Source organism: Hymenobacter actinosclerus, assembly GCF_900111515.1.
GTDB lineage: Bacteria > Bacteroidota > Bacteroidia > Cytophagales > Hymenobacteraceae > Hymenobacter > Hymenobacter actinosclerus.
Genome location: NZ_FOHS01000002.1, coordinates 955,429 through 981,189 on the forward strand (window position 1 = coordinate 955,429; position 25,761 = coordinate 981,189).

Sequence of the window (25,761 nt, forward strand, 5' to 3'; positions counted from 1 at the left end):
GTCAGGCGGGGCGGGGCGGCACGAATGTCAGCAGTTGGGCCGCGAGTTGGCGTAGGTGGGCAGGGTCGTCGTTTTTGAACAGCTGGGAGCCCAGGCCCACCACGTTCACGCCGGCCCCGAACCACTCCGTCAGGCTGGCCTGGGTGGGCTCTACGCCGCCGGTTACCATCAGCGGCACGGCGGGCATGGGCCCGCGCAGACTTTTGATAAAGCCCGGCCCGAGCACGTTGCCGGGGTAAATCTTCACCACCGCCGCGCCCAGCTGAGTGGCCTCGTACACCTCGCGCACCGTCATGGCACCGGGCAGCCAGGGCGTCTGGTGGCGGGCGCAGGCCTCGCCTACCTCAGCCGTCAGGCAGGGCTGCACCACGAAATCGGCCCCGGCGGCAATAAACCGCCCGGCCTCGGCGGCGGTGTAAATGGTGCCGATGCCCAGCAGCATCTCCGGGCAGCTTTCGCGCACAAAGGCCATCAGCTCCCCGAACACGCCGAAGGCCTGGGGCCCGCGGTTGGTGAACTCGAACACGCGCAAGCCGCCCGCGTAGCAGGCCTGCACCACGCGCCGGGCATAGGCCACGTCGGCGTGGTAGAACACCGGCACCACCGGGTAGCGCAGCAGGGTTTCGAGAATCTGGTCGGCGGAGAAACGAGGCATTTATTTGAGCTGTTAGCTAGTAGCTGATGGCTGTTAGCTTTTTTGTGAGAAAGAAGACGGTGGGTAAGAACAGTGGCTCCTGGGGAAGTTGGAACAGAAAAGCTGTTAGCTAATAGCTATTAGCTAACAGCTTAAAAATCAGCGTAGCAGCCGGCCGCTGGTGTTGCCGGCCACGATGTGCTCGACTTCGGCGGCCGTGACCAGGTTGATGTCGCCGACAATGGTGTGTTTGAGAGCCGAGGCGGCCGTGGCGAAGGCCAGCGCCGCGGGCAGCGCCAGACCCGTCAGCTGCCCGTAGATAAAGCCTGAGATAAAGGAGTCGCCCCCGCCGATGCGGTCCACGACGGGGTTGATGTCGAAGAAGTCGGTTTCATGGTAAGCCCCTGCCGAATACGCGATGCCCTTGATGCGCTCATGCGAGGCGCTCTGGGTGTCGCGGCGGGTGGCAATGACCTGCTTAATGGTGGGAAAGCGCGCCTGCAACTGTTCGCTCATCGACACAAAGCTGTTCTCGGTCCCGGGCTCGGGCCGGATGCCGAACAAATCCTCGGCGTCGCCCTCGGTGCAAACGACCAGGTCGCAGCCGGCTACCAGCGCCGGCATCACGTCCTGAGCGCGCTGGCCGTACTGCCACAGGTTGCGGCGGTAGTTCACGTCGGCCGACACGGTGAGGCCCCGGTGGCGGGCGGCGGCAATGGCCTCGCCGGTTGCCTGGGCCGCGGCGGCCGAAATGGCGGGCGTAATGCCCGTCCAGTGCAGCCAGCCGGCATCTTGTAGAATCTTGTCCCAGGCAAACCAGTTGGGCTGCAGGTTGGCGAAAGCCGAGTCGGCGCGGTCGTAGACGATGCGGCTGGCGCGCAGCGAGGCACCCACTTCCAGAAAGTACAGGCCCAGCCGCTCGCCCCGGAACACGCAGTGCTGCATATCCACGCCGTGGCCCCGGAAGTGCTGGGCGGCGGCCTGGCCCACGGCGTTATCGGGAAAGCAGCCGACGTGCGCGGCCGGCACGCCCAGGTGGGCCAGGCCGGCGGCCACGTTGGCGTCGCCCCCGCCGTAGGTTACGTCCAGCGAGCTGGCCTGGCCCAGCCGCTGGTTAAGCGGCGGCGAGAGGCGCATCATAATTTCACCAAACGTAATGACTTGTTTCATGGCGGGTTAGGTGGAAGCCTGGTGGTTATTTAAGAGTAGAAGGGCTAAGACTAGAACCTAGCTCCCCTCCTTTCCAAGGAGGGGTTGGGGGTGGTTGATGCGGCCAGAACTGCTTCTAAAGCTGATTTTCAATGATTGTTCAACGCTAGTCAACCACCCCCAACCCCTCCTTTCCAAGGAGGGGAGCTAAGTTCTTCTCTACACCTCCGCCGCCTCTTTTACCACTACTTTTTCGAAGCCAAAATAGGCTTCGGCGTTGTAGTAGCAGATGTTCTGGATGATGCTGCCGAGCAGCTCCAGGTCTTCGGGCAGCTCGCCGTTTTCCACGTCGGTGCCCAGCAGGTTGCAGAGCACGCGGCGGAAATACTCGTGGCGTGGGAACGAGAGGAAGCTCCGCGAATCGGTGAGCATACCCACGAACCGGCTCAGCAGGCCCATGTTGCTCAGGGCGTTGAGCTGCTTTTCCATGCCGTCCTTCTGGTCGAGAAACCACCAGCCGGAACCGAACTGCACCTTGCCCGCCACCGAGCCGTCGTTGAAGTTGCCCACCATCGTGGCTACCAGCTCGTTGTCGGCGGGGTTAAGATTGTAGAGGATGGTTTTGGCCAGCTTGTCCTGCTCGTCGAGGCGGTTGAGGAAGCGCGACAGGGCCCGGCCCTGGCTGAAGTCGCCGATGGAGTCCCAGCCGGTGTCGGGGCCGAGCTGGCGCAGCATGCGGGCGTTGTTGTTGCGCAGCGCCCCGAGGTGATACTGCTGGGTCCAGCCTTTCTCCCAGTCGAGCTCGGCCAGCAGCACCAGCAAACCCGATTTCAGCGTGACAACCTCCTCGCTCGTCAGCTCCTGGCCGCCGCGCACCTTATCGAATAGCTCGCGCAGCTGGGCCGGGGTGTAGTCGGCGGCGTAAATCTGCTCCAGGCCGTGGTCGGAGAGGCGGCAGCCGAGGGCGGCGAAGTAGTCATGGCGGTTGCGCAGGGCCGTTGCCAGGTCGGCGTAGGTGCGGATATCCACGGCCGCCGCGGTGCCCAGCTTATCGAGGTAGGCGTTGTAGGTGGCGGCGTCCTCCACGGCCATGGCCTTGTCGGGCCGGAACGTGGGCAGCACCTGCACCTCGAAGCCGCTGGCGGCCAGGGCGCGGTGGCACTCCAGCGAATCGGTGGGGTCGTCGGTGGTGCAGAGCACCCGCACGTTCATCTTGCGCAGCAGGCTCTGCACCGAATACTCGGGCGTGCGCAGCAGCGCGTTGCACTGGTCGTAGATGCGGCGGGCGCTGGCGGCGTTGAGCAGCTCCGTGATGCCGAAGTAGCGCTGCAGCTCCAGGTGCGTCCAGTGGTAAAGCGGGTTGCGCACGGTCTGGGGCACGGTTTCGGCCCACTTTTCGAACTTCTCCCAGTCAGAAGCGTCGCCGGTGATAAAGCGCTCGGGCACGCCGTTGGTGCGCATGGCCCGCCACTTGTAATGGTCGCCGTAGAGCCAGACCTGGGTGATGTTGTCGAACTGCCGGTCCTCGGCAATCTGCTCGGGCAGCAGGTGGTTGTGGTAGTCGATGATGGGCATGGGCGCCGCGTACTCGTGGTAGAGCGTGCGGGCTGTGTCCGTCCGGAGCAGGAAATCCTCGTTGAGAAAGGGCTTCATAGGTAAGTAGGAATTAAGAATTAGCAAGTAAGAATTGATTGACGCAAGCACTGTTGCTGCCCTTTGGCGGCTGGCGCCCAGGCTCTTTCGCTTCTTAGTTACAACGACACACCCCGTTTCCAGGGAATGAAATCGGTTTGGTCGTGGCGCACGGCGGCTACGGTTTGCTCGCCGCTGGCCACTCGCACCACGTAGTCGAGCAGGCGGGCCCCGGCCTGTTCAATGGTTTCCTCGCCGTCGATGACCGAGCCGGTGTTCACGTCGATGATGTCGGGCATGCGGCGGGCCAGGGCCGTGTTGGAGCTGATTTTGATGACCGGCGCGATGGGGTTGCCGGTGGGCGTGCCCAGGCCGGTGGTAAACAGCACGACCGTGGCCCCGGAGCCTACCTCGGCCGTCGTCGATTCCACGTCGTTGCCGGGCGTGCAGAGCAGGTTCAGGCCGGGCCGGGTGACGGGTTCGGGGTAATCGAGCACGGCCACCACCGGCGACGAACCGCCTTTGCGGGCCGCCCCGGCCGATTTCATAGCGTCGGTAATCAGCCCGTCGCGGATGTTGCCCGGCGAGGGGTTCATGTCGAAGCCCGAGCCCACGGCCACGGCCGAGTCGCCGTAGGCTTTCATCAGGGCGCTGAACCGCTCGGCCGTGGCCGGGTCCACCGAGCGGTCCACGAGCTCCTGCTCCACCCCGCACAGCTCTGGGAATTCGGCCAGAATTACGCGCCCGCCCAGGCCCACCAGCAGGTCGGAAACGTGGCCCACGGCGGGGTTGGCCGAGATGCCCGAAAAGCCATCCGAGCCGCCGCATTCCAGCCCCAGGCAGAGCTGGCTGAGGGGTGCCGGCCGGCGGGTTTGCTCGTTGGCCAGCATCAGGCCGGCAAACGTCTGGCGCAGGGCCGTGCTGATGAGGGCCTGCTCGGTGCCCAGCTGTTGCTGCTCCAGCAGATAGAGCGGCTTGCCCAGGCCGTTGGGGGCGCGCAACTCAATTTCGGCCTGCAACATGCTCACCTGGGCATTCTGGCAGCCCAGACTCAGCACCGTAGCGCCGGCCACGTTGGGGTGGGTGATGTAGCCGGCCAGCAGCCCGCACAGCGTCTGGGCATCCTGGCGGATGCCGCCGCAGCCGCCCTCGTGCTGCAAAAACCGGATGCCGTCCACGTTCGGGAACAGCCGGGGCGGCTGGTGCGCCTCCCCGGCCGGGTCCAGGTCGACGGCCAGAATTTCCTCCACCGACTTGCCGGCCCGCAGCAGCGCAATCAGCTCCCGGGTCTGGGGCTGGTAGCTTTGGCGGCGGCCGTAGCCCAGCTCGCTCATCAGGGCTTCTTCCAGCACGGCAATGTTGCGGTTCTCGCAGAACACCAGCGGAATAACGAGCCAGTAGTTGGCCGTGCCCACGCGCCCGTCGGGGCGGTGGTAGCCCTGGAACGTGCGGCCCTGCCAGGCACTGACGTCGGGCGCGGTCCAGGCGGGGCGCTGCTCCTGCTGCTCGTCGTAGCTGTCGGTGGCGTGGTGGATGTTGGCCGTCGTGAGCAGCCCGCCCGCGCCAATGGCCGAGTTGGCCCGGCCCACCAGCACGCCGTACATGTGCACCGCGTCGCCGGGGGCCAGGGCGTGCAGGGCCAGCTTGTGCTTGGCCGGAATCCGCTCGGTGGTGGTGACGGTGGTGCCGTTGGAGCTGACGGGCGTGCCGATAGGCAGCTCCTGCAGCGCAACCAGCACGTTATCGTCGGGGTGAATTCGGGCTACCAGATGTTTCATGTTATGTTGAGCTCTTTACTTTCAGAAGAAACCGGTGTCATGCTTCATCTGGCGTCCGCGAAGCGGAGCGGAGTCGAAGCATCTCGCGGGCAATGCTAATTCTGTCGTTTGGTTAGTATGGCAGAGTCAGCACGCGAGATGCTTCGACTCCGCTCCGCTTCGCTCAGCATGACGTTCTCTATCCATTACCAACAGCCAGGGACTCCCGATTCAGCAGCCGGGCAATGGTGGCGCGGGGGCCCTGCTCCAGCAGCTGTTCGAGGTAGTGGGCTACGCAATCGGCAAAGCCGGGCAGGGTTAGCAGGTCGTGGCCCCACAGGGCCTGGTTGTGCAGCACGGTGCGCACCAGCTCGGCCGGTGCCAGGCGCTGCCAGAGGTCGGCGAAGTAGGCCGCTTTCTCGTCCTGAATCGGGTAGGATTCGCCGTTGGCCTCGCCAAACCACTGGCCTCCCTCCTGCCGCGTGCCCCGCATAAAGAGCAGGTAGGCGGCAAAGCCCAGGGCCAGGTAGTGGGGCACGGCATGCAGCTGGCGGTAGTAGTGCAGCAGCGTGGGCACATTGCGCATCTGCATTTTGGCCGTGTAGTTGAGCGTGATGGCCAGCCAGCGGTGCTCGATGGCGGGGTTGCGGAACCGGTCGAGCACCTGCATGCCGAAGCGCTGGCCCACCTTCTCGCTCACGGCGTACGGGATACCGGGCAGCAGGTCGGCCAGCATCAGGTTGTGAATGAAGCCGGCCAGGTTGGCATCATCCATGCCCTCGCGCACTGTAGGAAAGCCGGCCAGAAACGCCAGGCCGCAGCTGAGCGTGTGGGTGCCGTTGAGCAGGCGCAGCTTCAGCTCCCGAAACAGGTTGATGTCGGGCTGCACGATTACGCCCGCGTCGGCCGCCTCGAAGCCCAGCACCTGCTTCACCCGCTCGTCGCCCTCAATGGCCCAGAGCGTGTACACTTCCGAGCTGGTCAGCAACTCGTCGTGGTAGCCCAGGGTGGCCTCCAGGGCCGTTTGGGCGGCCTGGTCGGGGCGGCCGGGCACGATGCGGTCGACCAGCGAGTTGCATACCTGGTTGGCCGTTTCGAGCCAGTCGATGAACTCGGCGTCGAGGCCGTTGCGGTGGGCCTGCTCCAGCAGAATGCCTTCGAGCTTGGTGCCGTTGTCGGGTATTAATTCGGTGGGCACAATCACCAGCCCCTTGCTTTTGTCGCCCCCGAAGGCCTGGTAGCGGGCCAGCAGAAACGCCAGCAGCTTGCCCGGAAACGAGGTCGGCGGGCTCTGGCTGATGTCGTCGGGCACCAGCTGAATGCCTACTTCGGTGGTGTTGGAAACCACCACGGTCAGCGCCGGGTTGGCAGCGCAGGCCAGCACTTCGGCCCACTGGCTTTTGGCCGACAGCACCCGGCTGATGGCGGCGCACACCACGTCATCGGCCACCGGGCGGCCGTCCTCCACGCCCCGGATGCTGAGCGTGTACAGCCCATCCTGCCGGCGAAAAGCGTCGATGTCGCCGCCGTCGGTGCTCTTGACCACCACCACGCGGCCATTGAACAGGCCCTGGCGGTTGGCTTTATCGATGAGGTAGTCGGGCAGGCCGCGCAGCAGCACGCCGGTACCGAATTGCAGCACTTTTTCGGGCAGTTCGAGCAGAGCCGGCGGCACGAGCGGGGCCGGGCCGGCGGTGGCCATTGGGGCGGATAAAGCAAGCATAACAGAAAGGCCGGTTAGTTGGGGCGGCCCCCAACGGCGGGGGCGGTTTTGTTCCACTGCTGCTGCCAGCGCGGATACTCTTTGGCGAGCAGCTTTTCGGGCCAGGTGCCCAGGTAGGCGTAGCCCGTGCGCCGCTCGTACTCGATGTCGGCCAGGGCGGTGTGGACTTGCGAATCGCGGCCCACGTAGATGGGCTGGTTGGTTTGCAGGTCGTAGAAGCGGGCCCAGACCACGGCGCCGGGCTTAGGCACGAGCACCCGGTCGTAACCCTTGGGCAGCTTGGCGTCGGGCTGGTCCTGCACGGTGTAGCCGGTCAGCTTCACCTTCTCAAACCAGGCCACGGCGGCCTCCACGGCCTGCCTGATGGCCGGCGAGGGGTTGTCGGTGTCCATCAGAAAGCGCACGATGTTCACCGACTCCATGCCGCTGAGCGAGGCCAGTTCGAAAGCGCGGGCCTTGGCCGGCAGCAGCGTGTTCTCGTCGTACTGGGCGCACCACGCCGTGCGGGTGCCGCGCTGCACGTACTGGGTTTTGAGGATGCAGTCGAGGCCGCGGGCTACGGCGGCGGTGGCGGGCGCTACCAGGCCGGCATCTACCAGGGCCAGCTCCTTGTTTTTACGGCTCACGTCGCGCAGCACCTGCAGCGCCTCTATCATGGCGTCGTCGTTGTAGGTAATCTGGTGGCGGTAGTTGCTCCGGTCGGGGTAGTATTGGGGGAAGCCGCCGTTGGGGTACTGCATCAGCAGCAGGTAACGGATGCCCTTTTCGGCGGCGGCACGGTAGGCCGGGTTCCGGGTGCGGCCGTAGGCCTGCAGCAAGTAGCGGATTTCGCGGGTGGTGGCGTGGTTGTCGATGGTGGCATCGTTGCGACCGGCATCGTCGCGGGTGGCGGCAATTTCCACCACGCTCAGCGGGTGGTCATACGTCACCTTCACGTTGCCCACCATCTTGGGCCAGCCGCCCACCTCGCGCTGGTATACCAGCATACGCTCGGCCACCGAATCGAGGGCTGGCGCGGTTGCCACCGAAGGCGCGGTGCCGGTGCGGGGGCTGGTTTCGGCGGCAACCAGCTTTTGCGGGGGCAGACCGGCGTACGGGTCGGCGCCGCGGTTGGAGACGGGCAGCGCCACGGTGGCCGGCTTGTTGGTGCCGGGGTACCAGCGGCCCCCGAAGGTCCAGGCGGCATTTATCTGCCGGGCTTTGGGGGCGCCTTTGGCCGTGCGCAGGTTGTCGGCCAGCCAGGCGTAGTCGCCGCCTTCGCGGTGGCAGTTGGAGTAGTACACGCGGCGGCCCCACTTCTGGGCACCGGGCCCCGAGTTGGCCCAGTAAATGTCGGCGTCGGCCATGTTGCGGTCGAAGCGGCAGTTAATCAGGTAGAACTGGGCTTCGCGGTGAAAGCGGCCGAGCCTGAAGCCGGGGTCGCCCACGAAGCGGCAGTTTTTGAGCACCGTTTTCTGGTCCTCCTCACCCGAGCCGTCGTGCCAGATGGCGGCGTTGGGATTGTGGCAGATGAAGCGGCAGTTTGCGGCGTAGGCCCAGCCGCGGGGGCAGTACAAATCCACCCCGCCCTCCATCGTGCAGTCCTGGAAGTAGTACAGGCCCGCGTCCACGTCCCAGGGGCTCACCGTGTCGCCGCCCAGGGCCCGGAAGGTGCAGCTTTTCACGGTGAGGCGGGTGGTGCCGGGCATGGTGCGCAGGGCCATCTGGTGGCCGGTTTTGCCTACCCGGCGCTGGCCCGTGGGCTCCGAGGGGCAGGGCAGCAGCACATCGCCGGTGGCCTCGAAGCCGTAGGTGTTGGCCACCGTCAGGTTTTCCAGCGTCACGTCGGGCGAGTTGCGGATGTTGAGTGTGGCGGCCCCGAAGTCGTCGGGCCCGCCGGCGGGGTCGCAGCGCCAGGCGTCGCGGGCCTGGCTGTAGGTGAGCACCACGCCCTTTTCGCTCTGCCCCTTCAGGCGCACCAGGCGCTTGCCATCGAGCCGCACCTTCTCGCGGTAGGTGCCGTTTTTGATGTACACCGTGCGCAGGGCCGCGGCCTCATCGGGCAGGCTGTTAACAGCGGCCTGGATGGTCCGGAAATCTCCCGAACCATCCGCCGCTACTGTTACCTGCTGAGCCCGGGCTGAATCGATTCCCATCATCCCAACTCCCGACAGCAGGCACAGAAAGAGCAGTACGTGTTTCATAAGCAAGACTGGCGCTGAAGCGCTACAAAAAATCGGCCCGCAACGGACTGAACGAATCGAGCAGCGTACCCGCCTGCTCGCACACCACGCCGTGCACTACGTTGGCGGCGGCCTGAAACCCCTCGCCGGGGCCCAGCCGCAGCTCCTGCCCGCCCACCTGGCAGCGGAATACACCGCTTTCCACGTAGGTTATCTGCACGTGCGGGTGCTGGTGGGGGGGGCCCACGGCGCCCGCGGCAAAGCACACGCGCACCAGCATCAGCTCGGGCCCGTAGGCCAGAATTTCGCGGCTGACACCCTCCCCCACCGGCTCGGGCGCCGGCAGCGAATCGGAGGAAAAGAACGGATTCATGGCTGGGGAATGAGAGGATGCTTGCATGAGGAAAAGCGGGGCCCAAATGCCCGCCATTCCCTCACGCACGGCTAGTAACCAAAGTTCTGAACCAGCGCCGGATCGGAGCTGATGGTGCTCTGCGGGATGGGCAACAGCTCTTTGCCGCGGCCGGGCACATACTCGGCGGCCAGGCCCGAGGCGGCGCTGGTGGCGGTGGTGGTGCCCAGGGTGTAGGCAGTACCGGCCGGCTTGGTATCGGCCACGTACTGCGCCGTGATGGCCTGGCGCCAGTTCACGCGCACGGTGCCCGCGGGGGCTGTGTTGGGCGTGGGCGACGGGCGGTAGAACGAGCGGGTCCACTGCACGTTGCCGGCGGCCGGCGTGCGGTAGTACATGTACAGCGGCACGTTCTGGTAGGGCGCCTCGCCCTTGGCCATCTTCTCGATGTTGGCCTTTACCTCGGCAATCTTGGCGGCAAACAGGTTCCAGCGGATCAAATCGTACTTGCGGATGGCCTCGCTGCCGAACTCCAGGTACCGCTCGTTGGTGAGGGCCGTGAAGAAATCGGCCTTGCTGCCCAGGCTGAAGCTGCCCTGCGCGAGCGTGGCCGTGGCCCGGGCGCGGTTGCCGCCGAAGGCGCGGGTGCGCACTTCCAGCAGCGCGTTCTGGGCGGCGGCGGTGGGGCCGCTCAGCTCGTTCTCGGTTTCGGCAAACATCAGCAGCACATCGGCAAAGCGCAGAATGGGCCAGTTGTAGTCGAGGTAGTTGACGGTGCCGGGCACGGGCGGAATGTGCCAGTCGCGGCGGAACTTGCCGTCGGTGACCGAGTTGAGGTTTACGCCGGTCTGGAAGTTGGTCGACGGGATACTGTAAGTCGTGATGGTGATGTCGCGCCGGGTGTCGGTCGAGTCGAAGGCGTAGAAGTAGGGCGGCGCGATGGTCACGGCGCCCTGCGTGGAGCCGTAGATGGGCGAGGCGTTCAGGCGCGGGCCGTTGTAGTAGCCCAGCTTGCTGCCCGATTGGTTGGTGGCCGTGGCCATGCCCACTTCGAACATGATTTCGTGGGCTGCCTCGGGGCGCAGCTCATTTATGCTTTTAAACGTTTCGGTGAAGCTGGAATTGAGCGTGTGCTCGGCGCGGTTGGCCAGCAGGTCGGCGCACTCCTGGCGGGCCAGGCGGTAGAAGTCGAGGTAGTCGGGGGCGCGCTCCATCTGGCCGGTGAGGGAGTTGGGATAGTAGCCGCCCCGAAACAGGGCAATGCGGGCGCGCAGGCCTTTCACGGCGCCTTTCGTAATCCGCTCGTTGGCCACGCCGGCGCGGCTGCGCCAGGGCACCAGCTTTTCGGCCAGCAGCAAATCGGCCAGCAGCCGGGTCAGGGTTTCGTTGCGGTCGACGTTGGGCAGGTTGAAATCCTGGCCCGATACCGAGGGCGTGTACTGCACCGGCACGTTGCCCCAGTTGCGCACCAGCTCGAACAGGTACTGGGCCCGCAGCGTGAGGGCCTCGCCGTGCAGCCGGTGCAGGGCGGCCGTATCGGCGGCCGAGCCACTGGTGTAGAGCGCCATCTGCGGAATCTGCTGAATGCAGATGTTGGTCCGCTCCACGCCCTGGTACAGCTGGTTCCAGGGGTTGGTGATTTCGGTGTTATTGGGCAGGGCCGTGTAGCGGGCAATGCCGCGGCGGGCCCCGTCGTTGGGCCCGGCCGAGCCAATGAGCTCATCCGAGTCGTAGGGGTAGTACATGCTCACGCGGGTGCCATAGACCTGGTCGCCCGAGAGGGGGTCGTAGGCCCCGATAACGGCGGCCGTGGCGCCGGCCACTGTGCTGAAGGTGTACTCCGTGGTGTTGAGGGCCGTGGCCTCCAGGTCAAGAAAATCCTGGCAGGACGACAGGGCCCCGGCCGTACCGGCCAGCACGACGGCCGCCAGGGCAGCGCGACGGAAAGAAGTTGACGATTTCATATCAGGACAGATCGAAGAAGCGGGTGGGAATTAGAGCGACAGGTTCAGACCGAACAGGAATGCCCGGCTGCGCGGGTAGGCCGCGTAATCGACGCCCGGCGTGAGCGGGGAGCTGCGGCGCGTGTTCACCTCGGGGTCGTAGCCCGAGTACTTGGTGAAGGTGTACAGGTTGTTGAGCGTCACGTAGAAGCGCAGGTTGTTCACCTTGGCCCGCTGGGTCAGCAGCTTGGGCAGTGTGTAGCCCAGCGTCAGGTTGTTGATGCGCAGAAACGAGCCGTCTTCCACGGCCCACGAGTGCAGGAAGTAGTTGCGGGTGGGCGTCCAGATGCTGGCGTTCTGGTTTACCTCGCGCAGGCGGTCGAGCGTGGTAATGGCGCTGCCGTCGGCCTCAATCAGGCGGTACCGGTCGCCCATCACGTCGAGCACGTTGTTGAAGGCCGTGTTGGCCGTGTTCGAGGTGAACTCGATCTTGTTGGCGTTGTACACGTCGTTGCCCAGCACGAAGTTGAGGAAGATGCTGGCGTCGAAGTTCTTGTAGGTGAACTGCTGGTTGAGGCCGCCCACAGCCTTGGGGTTGGCGTTGCCGATAACCGTCTGGTCGGCGGCGTCAATCTTGCCGTCGCCGTTCAAATCCTTGAGCTTGATGAGGCCCGGCCGGTAAGCCCCTTCGCCAATAATGCCCAGGTTGTTCACCACGTTGCGGTCGGGGTTGATGGTCCAGGTGCCCAGGCCACCGCCCGCGGCCGGTGCCACGTAGCCCAGAAAGTCGTCGGCCGTCAGGTAGCCATCGGTTACGTAACCGTACATCTGGCCCACCGGCTGGCCCACGCGGGCCACAAAATCCTGGCCCAGCGCCGAGCCGGCCCAGCCCGAGGTAATGTTGAGAATCTCCTGCTGGTCGCCGCCCAGGCTCTCGATGCGGCCCCGGTTGAAGGAGGTGTTGGCCGTGGCCGTCCAGGTGAAGTTTTCGGTCTGCACCACCGTGCCCGTCAGCTGCAGCTCCAGGCCGCGGTTGGAGGTTTCGCCCACGTTCTGCAGCTGCGAGGTGTAGCCCAGAAACGGCGGAATCGGCTTATTGAGCAGCAAATCGTGGGTCGTGTTGTAGTAGGCATCGGCCGTAAACTGCACCCGGTTCTGAAACAAGGCCAGGTCGATGCCCAGGTTGCGCGAGGTGGTCGACTCCCACTTCAAATCGGGGTTGGGCAGCGTAGTAGCGGCCGAGCCCAGCACGATGGTGTTGCTGAGGGCGTAGGGCGCGTTGCCGGCCTGGAAGAACTGGTTGAACAGAAAGTCGCCGATGCGGTTGTTGCCGGCCTCGCCGTAGCTCAGACGCAGCTTCAAATCCGACACGGCTTCTACGCCCTGAAAGAAGCCTTCCTTGGAGATGCGCCAGGCCACCGAGGCGCCGGGGAAGAAGCCCACCCGGTTGCCCTTGGCAAACTTCGACGAGCCATCGGCCCGAAACGTACCCGTAAACAGGTACTTATCGTCGTAGGAGTAAGTAACGCGGCCGAAGCCCGAGAGCAGGCGGTAATTCTGCGGAATGCTGGTCTGGGGCAGCACCGGCTGGGCCGTCTGGCCGGGGGGCAGCACGCCCTGGTTGATGTTGGCCAGCGCCCGCTCGGCCGAAATATCGTCGGGCAAAAAGTTGGTCTGGATGTACTGCTGGCGGTTGATTTGCTGGTACACCTCCTGGCCCACCAGCACGCCCAGCGCGTGCATGCCCTTCTTGTAGTTGTAGTCGAGGACGTTGGAGTTGTTGAGCGTATTCTGGGTAGTGGTAGTAAGGGTGGCAAAGGGCTTGTTGGCGTAGCCGCCCGCCGCCTGCCGGATAGTGGGCGAGTACAGGCCGTTGAAGGTACCCAGCGTGATGTTGGTTACGTCGAAGCCGGCCGTCGAGCGGAACACCAGGTCCTTGGTCAGGTTGAAGCCCAGCGTGGCCCCGATGTTGGCCGTGCGGCGGGCGTCGTTGCGGTACTCGTTATCGATGGTGATGACGGGGTTGACCAGCGTCGAGGTTTCGAAGAACTCCGGGTCGAACGTATTGAGGTCGATAACTGCGCCGCCGGCGCGGGGCACGTTCAGGGGCTGGTACTGCACGGCATTGCGCAGGCGCGAAGTCACGTTCGAGCCGCCCGTCGAGGTGCCGGCGCCGTTGGCTTCCTGGTCGTTGTAGCGCACATTGAAGCCCAGCCGCAGCTTGTCGCTGGCCTTGGTGTCGAAGCGAAAGTTGACGAGGCTGCGCACGTAGTCGGAGCCGCGCTGGATGCCGTCCTCGGTATTGCGCGTCAGACTCAGCGAGTACGTGGTGCCCTTGGCCCCACCCGAAATCGACACGTTGTGCGTCTGCTGGAACGCATCGCGCCCGAACACCTGGTCCTGCCAGTTGATAAATGGCGACTGCCGGGCCCGCAGCAGCGTATCGCTCTGGAAATTGGTGCTGCCAAACAGGGTTTTGAATGTCGGCAGGCCACCCGAGTTGTTGCCCACCACCCGCGCGCGTTCGTACTGGTAGTTCAGGTAGTCGTCGGGCTTGAGCACGCCCAGCGTGTTGGCAATGCGCCGGAAGCCGGCAAAGCCGTTGTAGCTGACCACCGTGCGGCCTTCGATGCCTTTTTTGGTGGTAATAATGATAACGCCGTTGGCCCCGCGGGCCCCGTAAATGGCCGTCGACGAAGCGTCCTTAAGCACATCGACCGAGGCAATGTCCTGGGGGGCCACCACGCTCAGCGCGTTTTCAATCTGAATGCCGTCCACGATGTAGAGCGGCGAGTTGTCCTGGGTAACTGAGCCGCCGCCACGCACCCGCACCTGCACGTTGAGGTTGCCGGGCGTGCCCTCGGCCGACGTGAGCTGCACGCCCGCCAGGCGGCCGGTGAGGGCCTCAGCGGCCGAGTTCACCGGCACGTCCTTGATTTGCTGGGCACTCACCGACGACACGGAGCCCGTCACGTCGCGGCGCTGCACGGCCTGGTAGCCGATAACTACCACGTCGTCGAGCGTCTGCGAGTCTTCTTTGAGCGTAACGGCGAGGCTGGTTTTACTACCCACCGGCACTTCCTGGGCCAGAAAGCCAATATAGCTGAAGCGCAGCGTGGCATTGGCCGGCACGTTCAGCTCGAAACGGCCGTCGCCGTCGGTCGTGGCCCCGATGCTGGTGCCTTTTACGACCACCGTAACGCCGGGCAGGGGCTCGCCCTTCTCCGACTTAATAACACCCTGCACACGCTGCTGGGCTTGCTGGGCCCAGGCTGGCAGCGCCACTGCCGCCACCAGCGGAGTCAGCAAGAGTAGATTTCTTTTCATGACGGAAGTGTGGGAATTGGAATGAATAATGGGAAGCGCCGGCTTCGGGAGCTAGCGTAAGTCGGTAATGGCCACGGCGTCCATGTCGGTGTATTCCTGGTTTTCGCCGCCCATGCCCCAGATGAAGGTGTAGCCCGCCGTGCCGCAGCCCGCGTGCACCGACCACGGCGGCGAGAGCACCGCCTGGCCCTCACTCACCCACAGGTGGCGGGTCTGCTGGGGCTGGCCCATCAGGTGCAGCACGCGCTGGCCCGCGGGCAAATCGAAGTAGAGGTAGGCCTCCATGCGGCGGTCGTGGGTGTGGGCGGGCATGGTGTTCCACACGCTGCCCGGGTGCAGCTTGGTCAGGCCCATTACCAGCTGGCAGCTGGCCAGGCCTTCGTTGTAGATGTACTTGTAGATAGTGCGCTGATTGGCCGTTTCGGCAGTGCCCATCGTCACGGGCGTGGCCTCGGCCTGGGTCAGGCGGGTGGTGGGGTGCGCGGCGTGGGCCGGCGTGGAAAGCAGGTAAAAGCGGGCGGGCGAATCGGCGTCGGCGCTGGCAAAGGTTACTTTTTGCGAACCGCGGCCCACGTACAGGCAGTCCTGGTTGCCCAGTTCGTAGGTTTGGCCGTCCACCGTCACGGTGCCGGCCGCACCGATGTTGAGGATGCCCAGCTCCCGGCGCTCCAGGAAGTAGTCGGCCTTCAGGTTATCGGGGCAGGGCAGCTCCAGCGCGCCGGCCGCAGGCACGGCGCCGCCCACCACCATGCGGTCGTAGTGGGTGTACACCAGCTCGATTGCTCCGGCCACAAACAGGTTTTCGAGCAGGAAGTTCTCCCGCAATTCTGCCGTATTCAAAGCAGCCGTTTCGCGTGGTCCGATAGCGTATCGTTGGGTCATGGGTAGCGGTGAATGAGTGAATTGGTGAATTGGTGAGTAATTAAGTCGGTAGGCGAGTAGGCGGAACGAGCATTCACTCATTCACCGAGTCACTCATTCACCGCTAGCGCCCCATCCAGCCGCCATCGACGGTGAGGATGGTGCCGTGCACGTAGTCGGCGGCGGCGGAAGCGAGGAAGACGGTGGGGCCCTTGAAATCATCGGGGGTGCCCCAGCGGCCGGCCGGAATGCGGGCCAGAATGCTCTGGCTGCGCTCCGGGTCCTGGCGCAGGGCCTCGGTGTTGTCGGTGGCGATGTAGCCGGGGGCCAGGGCATTCACGTTCACGCCGCGGCCGGCCCACTCGTTGGCCAGCGCCTTCACCAGCGAGCCGATAGCGCCCTTGCTGGCCGCGTAGCCCGGCACGTTGATGCCGCCCTGAAACGTGAGCAGCGAGGCCGTGAAGATGATTTTGCCCGAGCCCTGCTCCAGCATCCGCCCCCCGATGGCGCGGGCAATGCGGAAGGGCGCGTCGAGGTTAATGGCCAGCACGTTGTCCCAGTCGGCATCGGAGTGCTCGGCGGCCGGGGCGCGCCGGATGGTGCCGGCGTTGTTGATGAGAATATCAATGCGTGGGAAATCCTGCTGCACCTGGGTCAGAAAGGCATCCACCTGGTCGCGCTGGCTGAAATCGGCCTGGTAGGGGTAAAAGCGGCGGCCCAGGGCCTCCACCTGCTGCTGGGTTGCGGAGCCCGCGGCTGCCAGCGAGGCCGACACCCCAATGATGTCGGCCCCGGCTTCGGCCAGCCCCAGGGCCATGCCCTGCCCGATACCCCGGTTGCAGCCGGTTACCAGTGCCGTTTTGCCCGATAAGTCAAACCAGGAAGCTGAAGCCATGCGGAAAGCATTGTAAATTTTTCAATGAAGCCGTTCCTTTATTAAGGAGACGGTGGCTGTTTGCCATGATTAAGGTTACAGGAACCCTTTTTGGCATGAAAGCAGTTGGCCCGATAAATCTGTGCAAACGATGTCGGGAACGTTGCCAAACCGGCCCCAGGTGGCCGCGCCGGGCCGGGCGGAGCGCGTTATCCGGCCGGAATCTTTACCTTCCGACCTCAACCGTAGCCGGCGAAGCCGCGCGCGTTTTTGTATTTTAGTAAGTAAGCACTTACCCCGCCCCTCTCTCCCCTGTCAGCCCGTGGAAACTTACACCATCAAAGACATTGCCCGCGAACTGGGCGTTTCCACTTCCACCGTCTCGCGGGCGCTGCGGGGTAGCTACGAAATCAGCCCCGAAACCAAGCGGCTGGTGATGGAGTGCGCCGAGCGGCTCAACTACCGCCCCAACCCCATTGCCCTGAGCCTGAAGGGCAGTGCCAGCCGCGCCATCGGCGTGATTCTGCCCCAGATTGCCAACTACTTCTTCTCGCAGGCCATCAACGGCATCGAGGCCATTGCCTACAACCAGGGCTACCACGTCATCATTTTCCAGAGCCAGGAATCGTACGAGCGCGAAATAGCCAACGTCGAGCAGGCCATGTCGCGCAAGGTCGATGGGCTGCTGCTCTCCCTATCCAGCGAAACGTCCGACGTCAGCCACCTGCAGGAGGTGCTCGACCGCAACGTGCCCATTGTGCTCTTCGACCGGGTGTCGGCCGATTTGAACGTAACCAAAGTGGTGGCCGACAACTTCGGCGGGGCCTTTGCTGCCACCGAACACCTGTTGCAGGCCGGGCGCCGACGCATTGCCCACCTTACTATTCAGCCCTGGCTCAGCATCACGCAGGAGCGGCTGGCCGGCTACCGGGCGGCCCTGGAAAAGCACGGCGTCGAGTTCGACGAAACGCTGGTGCGCTACGGCACCTTCGGCCCCGACGAGGTGGGCCCGATGGTGGATGAGCTCATGGGTTTCGACAGCCCGCCCGACGCCTTCTTCACCGCCTCCGACCGCCTGGCCGTGGGCTGCCTCAAGGCCCTGCGCCAGCGCCACCTGCACATCCCGGCCGACGTGTCGCTCATCGGTTTCACCAACCTCAACGTAGCCGAATACCTCGACCCGGCCCTGAGCACCGTGGTGCAGCCGGCCACCCAAATCGGCCAGATAGCCGCCGAGCGCCTCATCGACCAGATTGAGCGCAAGCACCGCGCCAAGCCCATCGAAACCGTCGTCATCCCCACCGAGCTTATCGTGCGCGCCTCCAGCGGTGAGATGGTGAACGGTGAAATAGGGAGATAGTGAAACTATCTGTCATCCTGAGCGGAGCGAAGGACCTTATGGCATTGGAACGGGTCGTTGTTTCGGCCGGTCTAATGTGATAAGGTCCTTCGCTCCGCTCAGGATGACAGATAGTTTCACCCTTTCATCATCTCCCTATTTCGCCTTTAGCAGCCAAGTGGCCAGGTCGCGGGCGGCCTGGAAGTTGTCGAACGAGGCCGGAATCTTGCGGCCGTCGACGTACTCGTTGTACAGCCACGGGTCGCCCACGGCAAACACGCGCCCCTTGCCCACGTTGGCGGAGGCCATGATAACGTGCCCGTTCTGGGTTACCAGCGGCTGGGCCGGGGCCTGCAGGGCCAGCGGGGCCAGCTCCTTGATGTAGGCTGAGCGGGCCGTTTTGAACACTGGGCCGCCGGCCGGCAGCGCCACTCGCCCCTGCTCGAACTGGCTGCCCTTCACCATGTTCAGGTTCAGCGGCTCGAACTCGATGCCGAAGGCCCGGGCCAGCGTGTTGAAGCGCGGGATTTCGCAATTGCTGGTGTCGTTGGCCATCAGCACCAGCGTGCCGCCGGCCTGCACCCATTTCGTAAGCACGGCCACATCGGCGGGCCGCACGAAGCTAGGGGCGGGCGTTTCCTTTTTGGTGTCGGGGTCGACGATGATGTACACATCGACGCCCTTGAGGCTGGCGGCGGTGGGGGCCGTGGGCAGCATCGTGGTGCAGGCGCCCAGGTCGCGCAGCTGCTGGCCCCAGAACCAGAAGCCGCCGTGGGTACGGTCGGCCCAGGTGTAGTGCCAGGTTTCGGGCTGACCCGTGAAGGGGCTGGGGCGCAGCTCGTGGTTGAAATAGTTGTCGAGGACCACGGTTTTGCCCTGACCCGGCGTGTTGGCGGCCACTTCTATCTCTACGCTGGCCAGAATAAACGGCCCCACCCCCTTCAGGTCGTTCTGGCGCAGCGGCTCGGTGAGGTAGTACTCGAAGCTGCCGTCGCGGTAGGGCTTGCCGCCCAGCCCGCCCACGCTCACGGTGCCGTTGAAGGCCAGCGCGCCGTTTTCTTCGGCCACGAACTGCTTCAGCAGGCCATCGTAGCCGCGGCGGGCGGCGGTGGCGTACTGCTTATCGAGGTAGCCCAGGCGTACGCCTTTCTGCAGAAAGTACACGAACATGCTGCTGCCCGAGGCCTCCTGGTAGTTGCCCTTCCGCGTGGCCTGGTCCAGCACCAGCGCCCAGGTGCCGGTGCGGGCGTCCTGGTACTTCACCAGCGCGGGGGCCAGGCGCTGCACACTTTTGATAAGGGCGGCCCGCTGGGGGTGGTTTTGCGGGAAGTAATCCAGCACATCGACCAGGGCCATGGCGTACCAGCCCAGGCCCCGGTCCCAGAAATTGGCCGACTGGCCGGTGGTTTTGTCGGCCCACTGCTGGGTGCGGCTCTCGTCGTAGCCGTGGTAGTAGAGGCCGGTTTTGGGGTCGCGCAGGTTCTGCTCAATCAGGGCAAACTGCTTCGCAATGTCGTCGAAGCCGGCGGGCTGGTTGAACAGCTGGCTGTACTCGGCATAGAAGGGCTCGGCCATGTACAGGCCGTCGAGCCACATCTGATTGGGGTACACCTTTTTGTGCCAGAAGCCGCCCGCCTTGGTGCGGGGCTGCTCCTGCAGCTGCTGGCGCAGCTGCCCGGCCGCCTTGCGGTACTTCTCGGCCTGGGGCACCGACATTTGCGCCAGCGTGAGCAGGGCGTGGCCGGTGGTCAGGTTGTCGAGGTTGTAGTCGTCGCGCTTGTAGGTGCGGATGCTGCCGTCGGGGCGCACGAACTGGTCGAGGTCCTGCTGAATGTAGGTGAAGTAACGGGCGTCGCCGGTGCGCTGCCACACCCGCTCCAGGGCCTTCAGCATCAGGCCCTGCTCGTAGTCCCAGCGGGCCGTTTTGCGGTTGCCGATGAGGATGGAATCGGGATGCCAGCTGATAAAGGCGTCAGCCATGCGTTGCGACATCGGCTGGGCCGCGGCGGGCGTCGGCTGGGCCTGGGCCGCGGTGGCCGTCAGCAGCAGGCCGGCAAAGAGCAAGGAGCGGAAGGACATAGGGCGAGTGGAAGTACTGTTCAGGGATTTCGGGCTTTCGTAGCACCCCACCCCCCGGCCCCCTCCCCTCCGGGAGAGGGGGAGCCTTTGCAGGAGCTGTTAGCTGACAGCTGTTAGCTAATAACCTTCGTTCAGCATGAAAAGCTAGCAGCTAATAGCTAGTAGCTAACAGCTAAATCGTCAGGCTCCCCCTCTCCCGGAGGGGAGGGGGCCGGGGGGTGGGGTGCGACTACCGCTTGCTTACCGTTACCGTTTTTTTGGCCACCTTCTCCCCCATTTCCACCCCTTTTTTGGCGGCTTTCAGGTCGGTGTTGCGCAGCGTCACGGCCTTGCTACGGGCGCCGCTTACGCGCAGCAGCAGCTCGGCGCCGGCCGGGTAGCGCAGGATATCGAAGCTGATGTGCTGGCTGTTCTGCACTTCCAGCACGGGGCTGGTGTCGGCGGGCAGCAGCGTCAGGTTCTGGAAGCGGATGCCGCTGGCCTCCTGGCACACCAGGCCCGTGCGGGCGCTGATGACGGTGTTCTGAATTTCGATGTCCTGCACCGGCATTTCGGGCAGGCCGCGCACCATAATGCCGGTGTTGGCCCCGCGGCAGATGACGTTGTTGATGCGGAAGCGGCGAAACTGGGGCGTGCCCGCGTTCAGGGGCTCGGCCTTGATTTCGGGCAGGCCCTGGGCCTCGCCGTTGGTCTGCACGGGGTCTTTGGCGGCATAGTACATATCGAACAGGATAGCCTCGCCGGCAATGTCGGTCATGTCCACGCCGTCGATGAAAATATCCTCCACCACGCCCCCGCGGCCGCGGGTGGTTTTAAAGCGCAGGCCCACATCGGTGCCGATGAAAGTGCAGTTGCTCACGTACAGGTTGCGCGCCCCGCCCGACATTTCCGAGCCAATCACGAAGCCGCCGTGGGCCTGGTACACTTTCGTGTCGCGGATGATGAAATTCTCGGTAGGAATGCCGCGCCGGCGGCCTTCCTCGTCGCGGCCGCTTTTGATGCAGATGCCGTCGTCGCCCACGTCGAACGTGCAGCCCTCCACCAACCCGTTGCGGCACGATTCGAGGTCGAGCGCGTCGGTGTTCTGGCCGTACCAGGGGTTGCGGGCCGTTACGTTGCGCACGGTAATATCGGTGCACAGCAGCGGATGGATGGTCCAGGCCGGCGAGTTCTGGATGGTGAAATCCTCGAGCAGAATCTGCTTGCAGCGCTGCAGGCTGAGCATGTTGGGCCGCAGAAAATCCTTGAACCCGGCGTACTGGCTGAAGTCGGGCTCCTGGCCGGCTTTCAGCGTCCAGGGTTTGTTTAGCGTCGAGCCCTTGAGCGAGCTGGCCGAGGGGTACCAGGTAGTGCCCTTGGCATCGAGCACGCCGCCCGATTTGACGAGGCGCTGCCACTGGCCGGGGTTGAGCTTTTCCTTCTTCACCATGCGCCAGGCGTCGCCGGCTCCATCAAACGTGCCCTGCCCGGTGATGGCAATGTTTTCGAGGTCGAAGCCCGAAATAGGCGACTGGTTGCGCACGGCGTCCTCGCCTTCCCAGTTGGTTTTTATCAGCTGAAAATCGGAAAGCCGGCTGCTGAACTGCACCAGCGCGCCGCGCTGCACGTGCAGATTGACGTTGCTTTTGAGCTGAATAGGGCCCGTGAGCCAGAGGCCACGGGGCACCAGCACCACGCCGCCGCGCTGGCTGCAGGCCTCAATGGCCTTACGGAAGGCCTCGGTGTTGAGCGTCTGCCCGTCGGCCACCGCGCCGTACTTGGTGATGTTGAAGGTGTCCTTGCGGAATGTGGCCTGCAGCACGACCGGCAAATCGAAGGCGTACTTGCCGGCGAAGGCCAGCGGCTGGAGGTGGCGGGCCAGCGGCAGGTTGAGCTTTTTCACATCCTGGGCCACGAGCTGGGCCACGCGCTCGGCGCCGTAGGCTGAGAAGTGGGTGTTATCGAATTTAGAGTTGTCGGCCCCGTTCTGGTAGCTCCAGAACAGCGGCTTGCTGCCGGCGTCGCCGAGCTGGCTGTACAGCGCCCAGCTGGTTTCGTGCAGGTCGATGAGGGGTACTTTCTGGGCCTGGGCCACCTGCTTCACCACGCCGGGATACTCGCCGTGGTCGTCCTTGCGCTGGCCTTTTTCATCAAAATAGCGGCGCCCGACGGGCGTGAGCAGCACCGGGTTGGCGCCCTTGGCGCGGGCTTCCTGCACGTAGCGGGTCAGGTTCTGGCGGTAGGCCGTTTGGGGCGCGGCGTAGCGGGCGGTGTCCTCCTGCTTGCTGTCGTTGTGGCCAAACTGAATGAACACCCAGTCGCCGGGCTGCAACTGCCCGAGCACCTTGGCCCAGCGGCCCTCGTGGCGGAAGTTGCGGGTGCTGCGCCCGTTCATGGCGTGGTTCTGCACCCGCACGCCCGCATCAAAATACTGCCGGAAATACATGCCCCAGCCGCGCTCGGCCTTGTCGAGGGGCTTGTCCGACATGGTCGAGTCGCCGACGAGAAAAATGGTGGGCTTGCGCTCATCGGCGGCCGGCCGGAAGGCCAGTAGCATGGCGACCAGCAGCAGGAAGCTAAAGTATTTCATAGAGCAGAGAGTGGGTTGGCGGAAGAGCTGAGTGAGGGGCGCAGGGCGCGCTGTATCCCGGCAAAAAAGTATTTTACCAAGATGCCGCCCCAGTTCGCCAGCGGCGGGCATTACCTAAGGATAGTCTATTTGGCGGCACCGGGGCTGCTTTCGGGTCGCATTTTTTGCGCAATCGATGTCGGGAACGTTGCCAGCAACCAGTTCGCCGGCCAGGATTCTTTATTATTATTACAATGGCAGTCCCGGTTTTGGTGGTTTAACTGCTGAATCAGCAAACTCAAATACCGTCTGAAATTGCACTAACCGCCTGAGCAATATCTACCGGCAGCTACAACCGGCCCTCATTCCACCACGCTTGTGCTGCGCTGAAGGGCTGTTACCAGCGTCGGAGTGGCTTAGCACCCGCACCCGCACTGGGTGGCAAGCGAATGCGAGCCCCTGCCCCCCTTTTCAACGCCCTGGTCCGCTATATTATCCGTTTCCTGACAGCCACTCTTTCACCCCATCCCCCCAAAGCCGTACCTTTGCCCTCGTATGAAAATAGGCATCTTCTTTGGCGGCCCGTCGCGGGAGCGGGAAATTAGTTTTGCGGGTGGCCGCACGGTGTACGACAACCTCGATAAGGCCCTGTTTGAGGCTGTGCCGGTGTTTGTCGACAGCAGCGGCAACTTCATTCTGCTCAACTGGGAGTTCATTTACAAGGGCACCATCCGCGACTTTTACCCGCCCGTGTCGGCGCTGCCGGCCAGCCGCGTGCCGGTGCAGCTCTACTTCGAGAGCCTGGGCGAGCTGAGCCCGGAGGAGCAGGACCGCATTATCAGCGAAGTAGGCCGCCGCGTGGAACCACGCGAGCTGGCCACGCTCATCGACTTCGCCTTCCTGGCCCTGCACGGGCCGGGCGGCGAAGACGGGGCCGTTCAGGGCCTGCTGGAGTGGTACGGCATCCCGTATTCGGGTTCCGGAATCCTGCCTTCGGCTTTCGGTATTGATAAGGTGGCCCAGAAGAAGCTGCTCAAAGCCCTGGGCCAGCCTACGCCCGATTTCCGGCTGATTACGGCCGAAGAGTGGGACGCCGCCGACCCCGAAGCCACGCTAAGCTACCTGGTGCGCGAGCTGGGGTTGCCGCTGGTGTTCAAGGCCCCGCGCCAGGGCAGCAGCATCGGCATCAGCATCCTGCGCGAGGCTGACGTAGCTCAGTTCGCGGCGGCCATCGAGCGGAGCCTGTTCCGCAAAACCGTCACGCAAACCGAGTGGCAGGCCCTGAGCGACGCCCAGAAAATCAGCTGGCTCCAGCGCCTGGTCGACATCCGCGAAGGCATCGGCCTGCCGGTTATCCTTGAGTTGCCGGTTGCCAGTGACCAGTTGTCAGTTGCAGATGAACCTTCTTCGACCGCCAACCGGCAACCGGCAACCGGCAATCGGCAACTGATCTACCGGCCCGAGGAGTTGCTGGACGCGCTGAACGAGCGGCTGGCGACGGCCGACAGCGTGCGGCTGACGAGCGTGGAGGGCGAGAGCCAGGTGCTGGTGGAGGGCTTCGTGCAGGGGCGCGAGTTTTCGTGTATCGTGCTCGAAGACCCCAATGGCCAGCCGCTGGCGCTGCCGCCGACCGAGATTGTGAAGGGCGAGGAAATGTTCGACTACCGCTCGAAGTACCTGCCCGGTCTGGCCCGCAAAATCACGCCCATCGACCTGCCCGAGGCTGATATTGAGCGCATCCGCCAGCAGGCCCAGATGATGTTTGCCACCTTCGGCTTCCAGGTGTACGCCCGCCTCGACGGCTTCATCCAGGCGGCCGACGGCACCATCTTCCTCAACGACCCGAACACGACCTCCGGCATGCTGCCGGCCTCGTTCTTCTTCCACCAGGCGGCCGAAATCGGCCTCAACCCCAGCCAGTTCCTCACCTACCTGATTCGCACCTCGCTGGCCGCCCGCCGCCGGGCCGGACTGCGGCCGGTGAAGCTAGCGGCGCAGCTGGCCCGCCTCGATGCGGCCGTGGCCGCGCGGGCCGCGGGCGAGCAGCAGCGCATTAAGGTAGCCGTGATTATGGGTGGCTACTCCTCGGAGCGGCACATTTCGGTGGAGAGCGGGCGCAACATCTACGAGAAGCTCAGCTCCAGCGTCAAGTACGAGCCGGTGCCGGTGTTCCTGACCGGCAGCAGCGCCGAGTTCCGGCTGTACGTGCTGCCCATCAACGTGATGCTCAAGGACAACGCCGACGACATCCGCGAGAAAATCGAGCACCACGAGGCCGGACACGAAACGCACCCCATCCTGGCGCGCATCCGCCAGGAAGCCCACAGCATCACGAGCACTTACGCCGGGCAGACCGCTACGCAGCCGCGCCAGGTGTCGTTCGAGGAGCTGGCCGGCATGGTGGATGAGGTGTTTATTGCCCTGCACGGCCGCCCCGGCGAAGACGGCGCGCTGCAACAGCGGCTCGAAAAGCTGGGCCTGCCCTACAACGGCTCGGGCGTGGCCAGCAGCCAGGTTACCATCAACAAGTTCGACACCAACCGCCGCCTGCGCGAGGCCGGCCTGCGGGTGGCCGGGCACCGCATGGCCGCCCGCACCGAGTGGGAAGCCGACGCCGAAAGCTTCTTCCGGGCGCTGGAAACCCAGTTCCCCTACCCCTTCATCGCCAAGCCCGCCGACGACGGCTGCTCGTCGGCGGTGAAAAAAATCAAGAACCGCGCGGAACTGGAGGCCTTCACCCACCTCATTTTTCGCGACCAGGAAGACCTGCTGCCCGCCGACGCCACCACGCTCAGCCTGGGCTTCAAGGAGGAATTCCCGCGCAAGGAGGCCTTCTTGGTGGAAACCCTGATTGACCGCGACGGCGCGGCGCACTTCCTGGAAGTAACCGGCGGCCTGCTCACGCACTGGGGCCCGGATGGCGAGCTGGAAATCGAGGTGTTCGAAGCCTCGGAGGCCCTGGCCACGGGCGAGGTGCTGAGCCTGGAAGAGAAGTTTCTGGCCGGCGAGGGCCAGAACATCACCCCGGCCCGCTACGCCCCCGACCCCCAGGAGCGCCAGCGCATTTCGGAAGAAGTGAAAAAGGAGCTGCGCCGGGTGGCCGAAATCCTGCAGATTCAGGGCTACGCCCGCATCGACGCCTTCGTGCGGGTGCGCTCGAACGGCGAAGTGGAGGTACTCATCATCGAGGTGAACTCGCTGCCCGGCATGACGCCCGCCACCTGCATCTTCCACCAGACGGCGCTGGCCGGCTACACGCCCTACCAGTTCATCGACCGGATTCTGGAGTTCGGCAAGCAGCGCACCGAGCAGCAGCAGGCGGTAGTGGCGGGCTAAGTGGATGGATAAAACAGGGTGTCATGCTTCGACTCCACTCCGTTG

Annotated in this window: 15 protein-coding genes; 2 read left to right on the forward strand and 13 right to left on the reverse strand. The window is 64.4% G+C overall.

The window, feature by feature from the left end; all coding sequences use genetic code 11:
* Position 1: 1 nt before the first annotated feature.
* The 11 genes from BMY67_RS10375 to kduD all read right to left on the reverse strand — a co-directional run bounded on the left by BMY67_RS10375 (position 2) and on the right by kduD (position 16,435).
* A complete protein-coding gene (locus BMY67_RS10375) occupies positions 2-655 on the reverse strand; it encodes a beta/alpha barrel domain-containing protein (RefSeq protein WP_092771137.1) in 654 nt (217 codons plus the stop codon).
* 138 nt (positions 656-793) lie between these two features.
* Positions 794-1,804 carry a sugar kinase gene (locus BMY67_RS10380; protein ID WP_092771139.1) on the reverse strand — a complete coding sequence of 337 codons (1,011 nt, stop codon included), beginning with the start codon at positions 1,802-1,804 and terminating at the stop codon, positions 794-796.
* A 198-nt stretch (positions 1,805-2,002) separates the two neighbouring features.
* Complete coding sequence (gene uxaC / locus BMY67_RS10385) at positions 2,003-3,436, reverse strand: glucuronate isomerase (protein ID WP_092771141.1); 1,434 nt, start codon at positions 3,434-3,436, stop codon at positions 2,003-2,005.
* Between the two features lie 98 nt (positions 3,437-3,534).
* Positions 3,535-5,193: a UxaA family hydrolase gene (locus BMY67_RS10390; protein WP_092771143.1), complete on the reverse strand. Its 1,659-nt coding sequence runs from the start codon at positions 5,191-5,193 to the stop codon at positions 3,535-3,537.
* 178 nt (positions 5,194-5,371) lie between these two features.
* Positions 5,372-6,895 carry a tagaturonate reductase gene (locus BMY67_RS10395; protein WP_092771145.1) on the reverse strand — a complete coding sequence of 508 codons (1,524 nt, stop codon included), beginning with the start codon at positions 6,893-6,895 and terminating at the stop codon, positions 5,372-5,374.
* A 14-nt stretch (positions 6,896-6,909) separates the two neighbouring features.
* Positions 6,910-9,078, reverse strand: coding sequence for a pectate lyase (pelA, locus tag BMY67_RS19635; protein ID WP_245744990.1), 2,169 nt, complete (start codon positions 9,076-9,078; stop codon positions 6,910-6,912).
* A gap of 22 nt (positions 9,079-9,100) precedes the next feature.
* On the reverse strand, positions 9,101-9,430 hold the full coding sequence (locus tag BMY67_RS10410) for a cupin domain-containing protein (RefSeq protein WP_092771147.1): 330 nt from the start codon (positions 9,428-9,430) through the stop codon (positions 9,101-9,103).
* A gap of 71 nt (positions 9,431-9,501) precedes the next feature.
* Entirely contained in the window at positions 9,502-11,373 is a 1,872-nt protein-coding gene (locus BMY67_RS10415) for a RagB/SusD family nutrient uptake outer membrane protein (RefSeq protein WP_092771149.1), read from the reverse strand.
* A 30-nt stretch (positions 11,374-11,403) separates the two neighbouring features.
* Positions 11,404-14,679 carry a SusC/RagA family TonB-linked outer membrane protein gene (locus tag BMY67_RS10420; RefSeq protein ID WP_092771150.1) on the reverse strand — a complete coding sequence of 1,092 codons (3,276 nt, stop codon included), beginning with the start codon at positions 14,677-14,679 and terminating at the stop codon, positions 11,404-11,406.
* A 51-nt stretch (positions 14,680-14,730) separates the two neighbouring features.
* Complete coding sequence (kduI, locus tag BMY67_RS10425) at positions 14,731-15,561, reverse strand: 5-dehydro-4-deoxy-D-glucuronate isomerase (protein ID WP_092771151.1); 831 nt, start codon at positions 15,559-15,561, stop codon at positions 14,731-14,733.
* 103 nt (positions 15,562-15,664) lie between these two features.
* Positions 15,665-16,435, reverse strand: a complete 771-nt coding sequence (kduD, locus tag BMY67_RS10430; RefSeq protein WP_092771153.1) for a 2-dehydro-3-deoxy-D-gluconate 5-dehydrogenase KduD — start codon at positions 16,433-16,435, stop codon at positions 15,665-15,667.
* A 301-nt stretch (positions 16,436-16,736) separates the two neighbouring features.
* Between kduD and BMY67_RS10435 the strand changes: the two genes are divergently transcribed.
* On the forward strand, positions 16,737-17,774 hold the full coding sequence (locus tag BMY67_RS10435; protein WP_092771156.1) for a LacI family DNA-binding transcriptional regulator: 1,038 nt from the start codon (positions 16,737-16,739) through the stop codon (positions 17,772-17,774).
* A gap of 135 nt (positions 17,775-17,909) precedes the next feature.
* Here the strand turns inward: BMY67_RS10435 and BMY67_RS10440 are convergent, their stop codons facing one another.
* A complete protein-coding gene (locus BMY67_RS10440) occupies positions 17,910-19,832 on the reverse strand; it encodes a glycoside hydrolase family 88/105 protein (protein WP_092771158.1) in 1,923 nt (640 codons plus the stop codon).
* A gap of 229 nt (positions 19,833-20,061) precedes the next feature.
* Positions 20,062-22,401 (reverse strand): glycosyl hydrolase family 28 protein, encoded by a 2,340-nt coding sequence (locus BMY67_RS10445; RefSeq protein ID WP_092771160.1) that lies wholly within the window; start codon positions 22,399-22,401, stop codon positions 20,062-20,064.
* Between the two features lie 534 nt (positions 22,402-22,935).
* On the opposite strand from BMY67_RS10445, the gene BMY67_RS10455 reads away from it, so the two are divergent.
* On the forward strand, positions 22,936-25,716 hold the full coding sequence (locus BMY67_RS10455; RefSeq protein WP_092771164.1) for a D-alanine--D-alanine ligase family protein: 2,781 nt from the start codon (positions 22,936-22,938) through the stop codon (positions 25,714-25,716).
* The last annotated feature ends 45 nt before the right edge of the window (positions 25,717-25,761 follow it).